The organism is Tardiphaga sp. 862_B3_N4_1 (assembly GCF_051811085.1).
Taxonomy (GTDB): domain Bacteria; phylum Pseudomonadota; class Alphaproteobacteria; order Rhizobiales; family Xanthobacteraceae; genus Tardiphaga; species Tardiphaga robiniae.
The window spans coordinates 2530465-2543303 of the sequence record NZ_JBPWQB010000001.1 but is presented as its reverse complement, the minus strand read 5'-3'; the positions used below and the strand labels follow the sequence as shown (position 1 = coordinate 2543303).

Below are 12839 nucleotides of genomic sequence, written 5' to 3'. Positions count from 1 at the left end.
AGTCCTTTTCTCGATCTGATTAACCTGTTGATTTTATTGAATGGGCCGGGTCATATTTGTTCGATCCGAAACACTCGCAACAGGGATTTGGCGTGACCATCGATCTAGGCGAACGGCTGCGCTTTGTGCGTGGGCGTCACAAGCTGTCGCAGCGTGAACTGGCCAAGCGCGCGGGCGTGACCAATTCGACGATCTCGCTGATCGAGTCCAACCAGATGAACCCGTCGGTTGGCGCGCTCAAGCGTATTCTCGATGGCATTCCGATGGGGCTCGCCGACTTCTTCGCCATCGAGCCGGACCGGCCGCGCAAGGCATTCTACCGCTCGGATGAGCTGACCGAAATCGGCAAGACGCCAATCTCCTATCGCCAGGTTGGCGACAATCTGTTCGGCCGTAGCCTGCAGATCCTGAAGGAGCGCTACGAGCCGGGTAGTGACACCGGACGGGTGCCGCTGGTGCATGACGGCGAGGAGGGCGGCATCGTGGTGTCAGGCCGGCTCGAAGTCACCGTCGATGAGGAGCGCCGCATCCTCGATCCCGGCGACGCCTATTATTTCGAAAGCCGCCGTCCGCATCGCTTCCGCTGCGTCGGCGCGAAACCCTGCGAAGTCATCAGTGCCTGTACGCCGCCGACATTCTGAGGATCTAAACCGCGTCGGGGCTAACGGGAGGTATCGATCCCTCTCATCAACAGGTCGATACTGGCATCGGTGAAGACCGCGACGTCGATCTGCCTTCGCGTTCCAAACAACAGTGACCACACGGTCAACAGCAGCGCCGGGCTCATCACGATTTCGGTGAATGTGCTTGCCTGCGACGGGCGGAATTCGCCAGCCGCGACTCCCGCTTCGATCACCATTCGGAACTGGTCGATGACGGGCCGCATGAACTCGTCATAGTGCCGGTCCACGAGGTCGGGGAAGCGGGAGCCGTCGGCGATCAGGAAGCGGAGTGTTTCGCGGAAAGGTCTGTCCTCGGCAATCTTGCGATAGACGAAGACCATGAGCGCACGCAGGCGTGCGTTGTATGATCCTTCCAATGTCCCGGCATAGCTTTCCAGTTCGGGAAAGAACGCCTGGGACTTGTATCGGATCATCTCGTCGAACACGCGCTCCTTGGTTTCGAAATAGAAATAGATCGTGCCCTTGGTGACGGAGGCGCGGGCGGCGACATCCTCCAGCCGGGTGGCGGCATAGCCGTTTTTGGCGAATTCCTCGAAGGCCGCGTCGAGGATCTCGATCGGTCGTTCCGCTTTTCGTCGGGCGCGCTTCTTCAGCTCAGCATTCATGGGACCAGGATAATCGATCCCCGGCAGGGCTGCTATTGACTTTTGAGTCAGTCAATAATAGTGAGTGATTGCTCACTTAACACGCGCGGTCAAATGCATAGTGCTTTCAACATGATGTCTCCGTTGCCAGCCGATGCGGCCGGCAACGCAGATCGGCGACGCAAGCTGATCGAAACCGTGGCCACAGCGAAAGCGACACTGATTGCCCATCAGGCGCCCAACCGGGCGAGGGCTGCATGATGAATGCGGATAGTGACGCATCGCCGCCGCGGCTGTTCCGCGGTGCCCGTGTCCGGATGAGCGTTCTCGGTCGTGAGCGGCATCCCAAATACGGCGATCGCCAGGGGGTCATCGTGGGCCGCGGCTCGCCGAGCAGTTGGCGGGTGAAGTTCGACGAGCGCACGACCGTCCAGGCGATCCACCGGGACTACCTCGAACTCGTCGCTCAACCCGCGGCGGCATCCCTTCAGGTCGCCCAGCGACGCGGTTCTATGGACGGGGCGTCGAACCCGTGAGCGCTCTCCTGACCGAACATGTCATGCGTGGCTACCGTTGGCGGCCGTCGGTTTCGTTGCTTGTCGCTGCGGCGCTGAGCCTTCTGCTCGCCGGATGTTCGTCGCTGCCACGGACACCGCATAGCGCCGCGGATGCATCCAGTGCGCGCGTCCTCGATCTTACGGACCTGCGCCGTTATGCGGACGAACCGGCCTCGACATTCCGAAGCGGTCAGAACCAGGTCGTGTTGCGGGGGCCTCGAACCTATCTGGCGCTGTCCGGAGGCGGGGCAGACGGCGCCTATGGCGCCGGCGTGCTGAGTGGCTGGACCGAGGCGGGGACGCGCCCGTCGTTCTCGATGGTCTCCGGTGTGAGCACCGGCGCACTGATCGCGCCCTTCGCGTTTCTCGGTTCCGACTATGACGCGACCTTGCGTGACGTCTACACCAGCGGCGTCGCCGCGAGCCTGCTCGATGCACCCAATCCGTTCAACGCGATCTTCGGTTCTGGCCTGTTCGGCAATACGCGGCTGCGCGAGCTGGTGGCGAAGTATATCGACGAGACCTTCGTCGCGGCTGTCGCAGCCGAACACGCGAAGGGGCGGATGCTGTTCGTCGTCACGACCAACCTGGACTCCCAGCGCACCGCCATCTGGGACATGGGACGGATCGCCTCGCTGCGTACGCCCGAAGCACTGAACCTGTTCCGGGATGTTGTCGCGGCTTCGGCCAGTCTGCCCGTGGTGTTTCCGCCGATGCTGGTGACCGCGGAGGCGAATGGCAAGCGCTTCGAGGAGATGCATGTCGATGGCGGCGTCACCGCGCCTGTCCTGACATTGCCGGAGGCCTTCCTGCTGCGCGACGCCACATTCGCCAGGGCAGAGAAGCTGCAACTCTACGTCCTGATCAACAACAAGATCGAACGGGAATTTCAGGTCATTCCCAATTCCACCATCGAAATCGCTGCGCGGGCGTCATCGACCGTGACGAAGATTCAGACACGCTCCATCCTTTACAACACCTATGCCTTCGCCCGCCGCAACAAGTTCGGATTCAATCTGACCTATATCGAGGGCGATCGACCGCCATCGCCGATGTCCGGCTTCGACACCGCCTATATGCGCGCGCTGTTCCAGTACGGTTATGAGAGGGCGCGGGGCAATCGTCTGTGGTCGAAATCCCCGCCCTCCGACGATCAGGATTCCGTGGCGGCGTCACACACAGCAATCACGCGGCAAGTCGCAAGCGGCAACTGATGCGCGATGCGACGTTCAAACCCGGCACATGCGTGCTGAAACAGGAGTGACCTCATGAGACTGTCCATGCTTCGCAAGATCGTTTCGCCCCGCCGGATTGCGCTGGTGTCGATCCTGCTCGTCGCCGCCTCGGGTTCGGCGGCGGCGCAGTCGCCGCCGTTCACAGGCCTTACCGGATCCTGGGCAGGCGCGGGAGCGATCTCGCTGTCCGACGGATCGAAGGAGCGGCTTCGCTGCAAGGCGACATACCAGGTCAGCAATGGCGAAAGGCGGCTTCTGCAGAGCTTGCGTTGCGCGAGCGACAGCTACCGCTTCGATCTCAACAGCGACGTGGTCAGCCAGGATGGCACCATCGCCGGAACATGGAGCGAAACCAGTCGCGGAATCAGCGGAAGCATCGCGGGCAGGGAGTCCGGAGGCCTCATCTCGGCCGTCATCGACGCGCCGGGCTTCTCGGCCAGCCTGTCGCTCTCGACGCGCGGCAACAAGCAGTCTTTCTCGATATCGTCCGAAGGCGACATCCGGAACGTCACCATCAACATGAGCCGAAACTGATCGGGGATCGCGTCGCAGCGATCGCAGGTGTTTCACAGGGGCACGTTGCGGGGCGAGGTAGGGTGCAAGTGCCGATGGCTCGCGAGAGGTGAGCGTCCACGAAGAACGACGCATCCTCGCTTCCGGCGATGCCTGTTGTTTCTAAAGCCGACGCCCGCATCGCTTTCGCTGCGTCGGCGCGAAATCCTGCGAGCTGATCAGCGTCTGCACGCCGCCCACGTTTTGGATGATCTAAGCTGCGCTCTCCGAGCGATGCGTGACGTCACCACGACCGGCGATCAAGCCGGCGATTGAGATATCCTCGTCAAGGGCTTCCCAATGCAGACCATGGCGGCCGATCTCAACCTGATTGCGCTGCTCGGGCGTGGCATTCAGCAGGCGCGGATACCAGGCGAGGGGAACGCCGAGCGTTCGCCCGTCGGTCAGTTCGACCCACATGCTTGCGTCATCGAAACGGACGCTGGTTGCCGAAATGGTCATGCCACGCCTTCAGGATCAGGTCGCGATATGGCTTTCGCGTGATGTTCCGTGAGTGTAGCCCGGATCACGTGAAGTGCAACCTAGGGTGGATCCCTGATGCGCGGCGAGGTTACGGACGGCACAACGAGTCCCCTGTATCGACCTGAGCGCGGCGCACCCGAATTTGAATGGCCGCCCGCGCCCCAAATCTCTATGCTGTGGGCATGTCGCGATTCATCTGTCTATTGATTGCTCTCGTCCTGTCGCTTACCTCCGCCGCTGCGCTGGCGGCGCCGGCGAACAAGAGGCCGCAGCAGTGGAAGGGCTACGGTTTCCTGCCGGGTTATCACCAGCCGCTGAACAACAGCGTTCCGCTGTTCATGCAGAAGCGCGCGGACCTGCGCATGGCCAAACGCGATCGGCGCCATTGGTACATCGACCGTACCCCGGTCTATTATCGCTGGTCCGACGGCGAGAAGTATTATTTCGGCCGGCCCGGCTTCTATCGCGGCCAGTACAATGGCGGCAGCATGGGCCCATGCTGGACGCGAACCCCGATCGGACCGATCTGGAATTGCGGCTAGGCGAGGCGGCGCATGTCGCAGCGCCGGATTCCTGTGAAAGCTTTCGGTCGACATTGTCGCGACCCTCATTAAATCATCGCAGCGACTATCTGTTGCTCCGGGTTGATCGCGGCGGAGTTCAAAAGCGCCGTGAAATCAAAATCAACGAAAGCACATTTCGAGTTCCGGCCACTATCTTCGCCTGACAGGACTATGGTTCAGGGGCGGAGATATCAGTGGCTAAGATTTCACGACGTGACGTGTTGGCAGGTGGCGCGGCCATGCTTGGGTCGCTTGGCGCATCCGGGGGGACGTTCGGCCAACAGCCCACTGAGAATTTCGATCTGGTGATCCGGGGCGGCGAGGTCATCGACCCCAGCCAGAATCTGCGCGGCATTCGCGATATAGGCATCAAGTTCGGGCAGGTCGCCGCCGTCGAGCCGAGCATTCCTGTCGAGCGGGCCAAACAAAGCATCGATGCCAAAGGCAAACTGGTGACGCCCGGCCTCGTCGATCTTCACACCCATGTCTATCCCTATGGGTCGGCGATCGGCATTCCGCCCGACGAGCTTGTGCCGTTCTCGGCGACGACGACCTATGTGAGCGCCGGAGATGCCGGCGCCAACACCTTTGCCGGATTCAAGCGCGATGTCGTCGGGCATTCGCGCAGCCGGCTGTTTGCCTTCGTGCACATCTCGACCATCGGCCTTGCGGGCTTTCCCGTCGGCGAGTTGCTGAATATCGATTACGCCAATGTCGATGCCGCGGCGCGCACGATTGCGGAAAATCCCGATCTCGTGCTCGGCGCCAAGGTGCGCGAGACGCTGGCTTTCGTCGGCAATAACGGCATCGAACCGCTGAAGCGCGCCATTCTGGCCGTTGAACGCTCGGGCACCAAGGGGCGGGTGATGTGCCACATCGGCAATGCACCGGGCGATCTGTCGGTGCTCGTCGATACGTTGCGTCCCGGCGATATCCTCACGCATCCCTACAGCGCGCTCGGCAACAACACGGTGCAGAACGGCAAGGTGCTTCCGGCGCTGCTGGAGGCGAAGAAGCGCGGCGTCATCATCGATGTCGGCCATGGCGCCGGCAGCTTCGACTATGACATTGCCGAGGAGGCGATCCAGCAGGGGCTGCTGTTCGATACGATTTCCAGCGACGTCCATGTGGCCGCGGCGAACACACCGAGCCGGCCGTATCTGCCCTGGGTGCTCAGCAAGTTTCTCGCGCTCGGTTTCTCGCTCGATCAGGTGATCGCGGCCGCCACGATCAAGCCGGCCAATGTCATCAACCGTGTGCCCAAGCTCGGCACGCTGCAGGTCGGTGCGCCCGCGGACGTGGCCATTCTCGAACTCGTCGAAGGCCCGGTCGAACTGCTCGACACCTCGAACAAGCCCCGCACCGGTAAGGCCTATCTGAAGGCGATCCAGACCGTGCGCGGCGGGGTCCCGTTCGGACGGCCGTATTCTCTGCCGTTCTCGGCAAACTGACGAGAGCGGCGCGGTGCCCGGGTGAGCGAAGCGACAACCGGGGCTATGCTGGCCCGGCTATGGTGCCGCACGCTGACGTCCTGCTGGAATTTACCGCCGCCGGGGAGGGGGACGGCGATCGCGCTTCGGCACGCTGGTCTGCCCTGCGTCTGCCGCGCGCTCAAGGCATCTGCCACGGCTTTCGAGAAAACCGCCATCCGGTCTAGGCTCGCACCAACCGAATCTCGAATTGGACGTGCGACATGACATTGGCGATGAGCTGGGACGAATGGGCCAAACACGACGCGGTGGCGCTGGCGGCGCGCGTGCGCAAGGGCGACCTGACGCCGGCCGATCTGGCGGCGCAGGCTGCGGCCGGCATCGCCAGGACTAATCCCGCGCTCGATGCCGTCGTCGAAGTGTTCGACGACGTCGTTGCCGATCCTGCCAAGGACGGTATGAATGCCGAGGGCGCGTTCGCTGGCGTTCCTTACCTGATGAAGGACCTCGGCCCGACCCTGAAGGGACGGCTGCAGGAATTCGGCTCCATGATCATGCAGGGGCATCGCCCCGCGCAGGACAGCGTCCTGACCGGCAAGATCCGGGGCGCCGGGCTCAACATCATTGGCCGCAGCACCACGCCGGAATTCGGCGTCTGCAGTTCTGCCGAGAACAAGCTCTATGTCACCCGCAATCCCTGGGACACCGACTACACCACTTGTGGCTCCTCCGCCGGCTCTGCGGCGATGGTCGCGGCCGGCGTGCTGCCGATCTCCCACGCCACGGATGGCGGTGGTTCGATCCGCATTCCCGCAGGCGTGAACGGCTTGATCGGCCTGAAGGTCTCGCGCGGCGTCTATTCGCTGGCGCCCGCGCTGTCAGATCTCTCCGGGTTGGTCTCGATCCAGGGCTGCGTCAGCCGCAGCGTGCGCGACACAGCAGCCTTCGTCGACAACTGCCGCGGCGGCGCACCCGGCGAATTCATGCCGTTCTGGTCACCGGCCGAACCCTATAGCGATCTCATCAAGCGCGACCCGGGCAGACTGCGCATCGCGCTGTCGCATGAGTGGGGCGACTACAAAGCGCCGCCGCATTTCGTTGCAGAGCTGGAGCGTGTCGGCAAAATGCTCGAAGGGCTCGGCCATCACGTGGAATGGGCATTGCCGGAGGTGGATTTCCGCAACGCGTTCGCCGCGCAGACGACCTGCTATATCAGCAATTTCGCGCAGGTGATCGCCGGTCATCTGGCGCGGCTCGGTTTGGATAAACCGACCACCGATCTGCTTGAGCCGATCAATATCAAGATCTGGGAGAGCGGGCTGAACACGTCCTATACCGAGCGCAACGCGATGCAGGCGGTGTTCAACACGACGTCGCGGGCCTTCGGCAATTTCTTCGAGCGCTACGACATCATCCTGACGCCGATCACCGCCAAGCCGACACCGAAGGTCGGGACATCAGAATATCTCACCACCAGCACCAATCCGTCGGTGCATGACTGGTTCGCCAATCTCTGGAAGAATTTCGCCTATACGCCGCTCGCCAATCTGTGCGGCATCCCCGGCATCTCGCTGCCGCTCGCGGCGCAGGAGAACGGGCTGCCGCTCGGCATCCAGGCGCAGACGCGTCAGGCCAATGACGGGCTGCTGCTGCAACTGGCCGCGCAGATCGAGCGGGCGATCGATGGCAAGTGGAATGGCGGTAAGCTGCCGGCAAAGCATGTCAGCCGGCAATAGGCGTGTCGGCGTATCTTGTCTTCGTCGTGCTAAAGATGCGTGACACAGCGGATATCGAATGGATCGAACATGGTTTCAAGCTTACCGGCTCCCGTGTCCCAGTCGGTCGCTGCCAGGCTGACGCGGGCGGCGATATTCCTGGTCGTGACGATCAATCCCGGACCGGCCCCCGAGAAGGCGGTTCGTGGCTTGTGCGGCGACCTGTCGAGCCTGCTGCGCGGCGTGGGATTCCGCAATCTCAATGGGCAGTTGTCCTGCATCATGGGGTTCGGCTCTGACGCCTGGAGTCGGGTGTTCGGAGCGCCGAGTCCGAAAGACTTGCATCCGTTTCGCGAAATTCGCGGAGTGCATACTGCCGTTTCGACACCCGGCGACATCCTCTTTCACATCCGCGCGGCGAGCATGGATCTCTGTTTCGAGCTGGCGACGCACATCATGTCGCGGCTCGCCGGCGCGGTTTCGGCCGTGGACGAGGTGCACGGTTTCAAATTCTTCGACGACCGCGATCTGATCGGCTTTGTTGACGGAACTGAAAACCCTGTCGGTCAGGCCGCTGACGCGGCCACCCTTGTCGGCGATGAAGACCCCGGCTTTGCCGGAGGCAGCTACGTGATCGTGCAAAAATATCTGCACGACGTCGCGCGGTGGAACAAGGTGCCTGTCGAGGAACAGGAGAACATCATTGGCCGGTACAAGCTCTCCGATATCGAACAGCGCGATTCCGAGAAGAAGCCGTATGCGCACAACGTCCTGACGTCGATTGAAGAGAACGGCGAGCAGCTTCAAATCCTGCGCGACAACATGCCGTTCGGCGAAGTGGGCAAAGGTGAGTTCGGCACCTATTTCATCGGTTACGCCCGTTCCCCGCAGCGCATTGAGAAGATGCTGGAGAACATGTTCATCGGCAACCCGCCGGGCACTTACGACCATCTGCTGGATTTCAGCCGCGCGGTGACAGGGACGCTGTTCTTCGTTCCCACAGCGACGTTCCTGGACGATGTCGATCCCGAGGCCTAACCGCGCTGTGCGCTCATCTGCTTACCACCAGTTGAAACAGGAGATTGTGCATGGGTGTCGATCTCTTGAACATCAAGGGGCTCAAAGAGCTGGAGCATCAGGGCCCGATCGTCATGGTCAATCTGATGCGATTCCGCGAGCGCTCGCTCGACGGCGATGGGTCGGGCTGGGACGCCTATCTGCGTTACAGCGCGCTGACCGTGCCGATGATCAAGGCCCGCGGCGGCACCTTGCTGTGGACCGGCGACGCCAAGGCTGTCGCGCTCGGCGAACCGGATCACCAGCAGTGGGACTATCTGGCGCTGGTGTATTATCCCTCCGTTGCAGCCTTCATCGAGATGATGACGTCACCGGACTATGAAAATCTCTGCGACCCGCACCGGACCAACGGCTGTGCCGAGCATGTGATCATTTGCACGAGCGAGGCTTACAGCAAGTTCAAGATCAGCTGAGGGGATCGACACCGGATTCCGGCTTATTCGAGCCACCAAACCTCATATGAGCCGGGTGGCGATGAGGACGGAGATGACGAGCAGAACCGCGATGATGACCACGACGAAGGGGAGCATCGCGCGATAGGCGTCCCGCTCGTGGCCGGGGGTGCCGGCGAGATTGCAGACGATCGACATCCGCACCGGCGAGACCATGTTGAGCGACAGTGCCGCGGCGTGCTGAAGCGCGACGACGGCGGCGACGTCGAGGCCGGCCTCGGTCGCAAGGCTGAGCTGCGACGGCATGAACAACCCGTTGGCCGCATTGCCGCTATTGGCCAGCGCGCCGAACACGGCCGAGATCATCGGCGTGACCGTCACCGACCAGACCCCGAACGTGTCATACATGCCGCGGGCGAGGCCGCCGGCGATGCCCGAGCGCGACAGCAGTTCGGCCATCATCGAGAACACGATGACGGTAAGCACCGCGAGCCGGCCGGTCTTCCAGGCGGCTGCGATCTCCGCAGGGAAGGCCCGCTGATGGCCGTGCAGCAGGGCGGTCAGCACGGCCGCTGCGACGAGCCAGGTGCCGGCGTGAAACAACGGCGCCCAGACCGGCGCGCCGTCGAAGGGCTGCATGCTCCATGCGGTCTGGAGCAGTTGATTGAGCGGCGGCACGAGGCGCGTCAGCGCGAGCCAGCCGATCAGCAGCGTGAATGGCAGCATGCGCCGTACAGCAGCGGTGATCGCTGCGCGGTCCGGCTTCTCGTCGATGAGATAACGCAGGACGATGGCCGGCCCGAACGCCGCCAGCATCGCCGGCTCCGGGCCGAGGAACGCTGTCGCGACGATGGCGAGGCCAAGACTGCCGAGCAGCCAGAGCGCTTCGCTGGCGCGCTCGCGCCAGTCTGCTCCGATGCGGGCGCGCTCCGCCATGCGCCAGTAGATCGGCAGCCACAGGATGTTGAACACGAGATAGATGAGACTGGTGTGCAGCGCGAGCGCGGTGGGATCGGTTCGTGCGAAGGCGGCGCCGACCACCGCGCCGCTGCCCATGGCGCCCCACACGATCATGGTCTGGCTGATCAGCGAGAAGGCGAGAAGCTCGATCGGCTTCAGGCCGAGGCGGCGGATCAGCACCATCGTCCCCATGATGCCGATGCCGAAGCCGGTGGCGGATTCCGCGAAGGGCCCGATCAGATAGCAGGCGGTGAACAGCAGGCGGCGCCGCGCATGCGCATCCGGCAGCGACGTCTCGACCGGCATGGCCGCGTCGCCAGGGCGGATCGCCATTTGCCAGAACAGCAAGCCGCCGAGAATGTAGGGCACGACGATCCAGCCGATCCATGCGCCGCGCAGCAGCGCCGTCCAGGCGTCAGAAATCCCGAACAGTTGCGGGGCGGTGGCCAGTGCGACCGCAAGTGCCGTGGCGAGGCCGATGAGCGAGGCGGGGAGCGTGCCGGCGAGCCCGCTGGCGATAGCGCCGATCACCGCCAGCGCGGGCAGCGCCCAGATCAGGTAAAGCACGTTCCGCCCCCAGGTTTCTCGTTGGAGGCTGGATGCGCGGGAAAGGCAGGGGCGTCAACCGCGCTGCGCGCATAGGGCGCGTGCAACGTCGATCCGCCCAGCGCTTGCTGAACCGCAATGCGTTTTGCCCGACCAACCCAGGGTGAGAGCTGATACCGAGACGCGGCCTCGCTCAATCAGCCCCGGGAGAATGCACGTGACGTCGAAAGCATTGGTGATCGCGCTGGCGCTCCTGGCGTCTCCGGTATTCGCCGCCTGCAACGAGCCCGGCACCGGCACCAAAGACACGCCGATCTTTTCGCCGCCGCTCGGCGCCGTCGTCACCTACGGGACGCCTGCAATTCCATTCGGCGCGAAGCGCGCATTGCGCGATGGCCGGTGTGTTTGTCATCCCTAGGGATCATCTGGTCGCTTATGCTGAAACGCGCGACGGGTGGACCTCGGTGATGTATGCGCGTGCGACGGGCGGCGGCGTCACAGGCTGGGTCAGATCATCCCGCCTGAAACACACCGGCACAGTCGGACCGCAATAGGCGACGCGTTAATTGTCGAAGCCGACGAACACCGTCGCTTCCTCGACCGACTTGCGTTCGGACACCACCGCATTGGCGGGAAAGCTGTCATCCGGCCATCCGAGCGCAATGCTTTTCATGATGACCTGATCGTCGGCAATGCCAGCATGCTCGCGCACCACCGGTGACTGCATGATGCCCTGGCTGTTGATCACGGCGCCAAGGCCGCGCGACCAGGCGGCATTGACGAGGGCGGTCGCCACGGCGCCGCAATCGAACGGCGTATCGTCGCTGCCGTCCAGCACGCGGTCATAGGTCACGATCACGCAGACCGGCGCGTCGAACTGACGGAAGCCACGCAGCACCCAGTCCTGCCGCATCTCCTTGTCGTCCCTGGCGATCCCCATGGCCGAGAACAACTGCTTGGCGACGCCGACCTGCCGGTCGCGGTGATGACCCCCGAAAGCCTGACCGGTGCGAAATTCGCGTGACTGCGGGATACCTGCGATCATCCGTTCGGTATTGCCGGCGCGGATCCTGTCGAGCGGCTCGCCAGTGACGACATAGAAATTCCATGGCTGGGTGTTCATCGATGACGGCGCGCGCATCGCAAGGTTGATGATTTCCTCGATCAGCTTTTTGGGGACCGGATCGGGTTTGTAGCCGCGGATGCTGCGGCGGCCGAGAATGACGTCATCGAACTTCATAGGCCTGGAATCTCCCGGGGGCGTTTCTGAATTGGGCGGGATATTCCCGGTTTCCTCGGCCGTGTGCAAGATTGACGTGAGGGGCAGGAGGCGGTCGCCGTTCAGTTGCAGGGCGGAACAGCGAAGCGTATTCCGCTGCGCAAACATCTCCATGGCGGCGGATTACGCTTCGCTAATCTGCGCTGCGATTGCTAGTGTCGTTCTTCAATCCCATCATGCCGGACCGAGGGCGATGAACACACGCAGCGATCATCTTGAAAAGCCAATGACGTTCGATGGCGTGACGCTCACGCCGCAGAAGGAAGTGGTCCGCGCCTTCTACAAGGATATGTGGGACCATGCGGACGTGACTTTGATCCCGCAAATCTTCCATGAGGATTTTACCTTCAGGGGATCGCTCGGACCGGTGCTGGTCGGACATGGCCAGTTCGCCGACTACGTCCGCTGGGTCACCGGCGTGCTGCAGAATTACACGACGGACATTCTCCTGATGATCGAGGAGGGCAATCGCGTTTCCGGCAAGGTCTACTTCCATGGCGTTCAACGCGAAGCGATGTTCGGCAATCCGCCGACAGGAAAGCTCGTTGGTTGGCTTGGAGCGCCTATCTTTTCGTTCGATGGGCCGAAGGTGCGCGACCTCTGGGTGCTCGGTGACATCTACGGCCTGCTCGGGCAGATCAGGACAGATGGCATGCAGGGCAACGAATTTTCCACGTCCCGGTGAGACTGGCCGAAGCGCACTCAACCCGTCCGATTGAGTTCCTCTCCTGCAGCGATGTCCCGCGTTCATGACCATGTGGCCAGACGTCGCGCTTGCCACAT

The 12839-nt window shown here is 62.7% G+C and carries 15 protein-coding genes and 1 pseudogene; 12 read left to right on the top strand and 4 right to left on the bottom strand.

The window, feature by feature from the left end; translation table 11 throughout:
* Positions 1 to 92 precede the first annotated feature (92 nt).
* On the top strand, positions 93 to 641 hold the full coding sequence (locus AB8B02_RS11985) for a cupin domain-containing protein (RefSeq protein ID WP_089264656.1): 549 nt from the start codon (positions 93 to 95) through the stop codon (positions 639 to 641).
* Between the two features lie 20 nt (positions 642 to 661).
* Here AB8B02_RS11985 and AB8B02_RS11980 read toward each other — a convergent pair whose 3' ends face one another.
* A complete protein-coding gene (locus AB8B02_RS11980; RefSeq protein WP_120292463.1) occupies positions 662 to 1288 on the bottom strand; it encodes a TetR/AcrR family transcriptional regulator in 627 nt (208 codons plus the stop codon).
* A 236-nt stretch (positions 1289 to 1524) separates the two neighbouring features.
* On the opposite strand from AB8B02_RS11980, the gene AB8B02_RS11975 reads away from it, so the two are divergent.
* The 4 genes and pseudogenes from AB8B02_RS11975 to AB8B02_RS11960 all read left to right on the top strand — a co-directional run.
* Positions 1525 to 1803, top strand: coding sequence for a hypothetical protein (locus tag AB8B02_RS11975; protein WP_231080520.1), 279 nt, complete (start codon positions 1525 to 1527; stop codon positions 1801 to 1803).
* Positions 1804 to 1826: 23 nt separating this feature from the next.
* Positions 1827 to 3038, top strand: a complete 1212-nt coding sequence (locus AB8B02_RS11970) for a patatin-like phospholipase family protein (protein WP_439064633.1) — start codon at positions 1827 to 1829, stop codon at positions 3036 to 3038.
* Positions 3039 to 3104: 66 nt separating this feature from the next.
* Positions 3105 to 3593, top strand: a complete 489-nt coding sequence (locus AB8B02_RS11965; protein ID WP_175365496.1) for a hypothetical protein — start codon at positions 3105 to 3107, stop codon at positions 3591 to 3593.
* A gap of 76 nt (positions 3594 to 3669) precedes the next feature.
* Positions 3670 to 3828: pseudogene (locus AB8B02_RS11960) on the top strand (cupin domain-containing protein); the annotation flags it as partial.
* Here AB8B02_RS11960 and AB8B02_RS11955 read toward each other — a convergent pair.
* Positions 3825 to 4073: a DUF2442 domain-containing protein gene (locus tag AB8B02_RS11955; protein ID WP_184517300.1), complete on the bottom strand. Its 249-nt coding sequence runs from the start codon at positions 4071 to 4073 to the stop codon at positions 3825 to 3827. The pseudogene AB8B02_RS11960 and the gene AB8B02_RS11955 sit on opposite strands and share 4 nt — an antisense overlap.
* A 203-nt stretch (positions 4074 to 4276) precedes the next feature.
* On the opposite strand from AB8B02_RS11955, the gene AB8B02_RS11950 reads away from it, so the two are divergent.
* The 5 genes from AB8B02_RS11950 to AB8B02_RS11930 all read left to right on the top strand — a co-directional run bounded on the left by AB8B02_RS11950 (position 4277) and on the right by AB8B02_RS11930 (position 9292).
* Entirely contained in the window at positions 4277 to 4636 is a 360-nt protein-coding gene (locus AB8B02_RS11950; RefSeq protein ID WP_439064632.1) for a hypothetical protein, read from the top strand.
* A 215-nt stretch (positions 4637 to 4851) separates the two neighbouring features.
* A complete protein-coding gene (locus tag AB8B02_RS11945; protein WP_439064010.1) occupies positions 4852 to 6108 on the top strand; it encodes an amidohydrolase family protein in 1257 nt (418 codons plus the stop codon).
* Between the two features lie 242 nt (positions 6109 to 6350).
* The gene (locus AB8B02_RS11940) at positions 6351 to 7823 is read left to right on the top strand and encodes an amidase (protein ID WP_439064009.1); all 1473 of its coding nucleotides are present in this window, start codon (positions 6351 to 6353) and stop codon (positions 7821 to 7823) included.
* A 69-nt stretch (positions 7824 to 7892) separates the two neighbouring features.
* Positions 7893 to 8840: a Dyp-type peroxidase gene (locus AB8B02_RS11935; RefSeq protein ID WP_439064008.1), complete on the top strand. Its 948-nt coding sequence runs from the start codon at positions 7893 to 7895 to the stop codon at positions 8838 to 8840.
* A 50-nt stretch (positions 8841 to 8890) separates the two neighbouring features.
* Positions 8891 to 9292, top strand: a complete 402-nt coding sequence (locus AB8B02_RS11930) for a DUF1330 domain-containing protein (RefSeq protein WP_439064007.1) — start codon at positions 8891 to 8893, stop codon at positions 9290 to 9292.
* 42 nt (positions 9293 to 9334) lie between these two features.
* Here the strand turns inward: AB8B02_RS11930 and AB8B02_RS11925 are convergent, their stop codons facing one another.
* A complete protein-coding gene (locus tag AB8B02_RS11925) occupies positions 9335 to 10798 on the bottom strand; it encodes an L-lactate permease (RefSeq protein WP_439064006.1) in 1464 nt (487 codons plus the stop codon).
* 196 nt (positions 10799 to 10994) lie between these two features.
* Between AB8B02_RS11925 and AB8B02_RS11920 the strand changes: the two genes are divergently transcribed.
* Positions 10995 to 11195, top strand: a complete 201-nt coding sequence (locus tag AB8B02_RS11920; RefSeq protein WP_439064005.1) for a hypothetical protein — start codon at positions 10995 to 10997, stop codon at positions 11193 to 11195.
* A 144-nt stretch (positions 11196 to 11339) separates the two neighbouring features.
* On the opposite strand, the gene AB8B02_RS11915 is transcribed toward AB8B02_RS11920, so the two are convergent.
* The gene (locus tag AB8B02_RS11915) at positions 11340 to 12017 is read right to left on the bottom strand and encodes a nitroreductase (protein ID WP_120292480.1); all 678 of its coding nucleotides are present in this window, start codon (positions 12015 to 12017) and stop codon (positions 11340 to 11342) included.
* 232 nt (positions 12018 to 12249) lie between these two features.
* Between AB8B02_RS11915 and AB8B02_RS11910 the strand changes: the two genes are divergently transcribed.
* Complete coding sequence (locus AB8B02_RS11910) at positions 12250 to 12741, top strand: ester cyclase (RefSeq protein WP_439064004.1); 492 nt, start codon at positions 12250 to 12252, stop codon at positions 12739 to 12741.
* Positions 12742 to 12839: the final 98 nt, after the last annotated feature.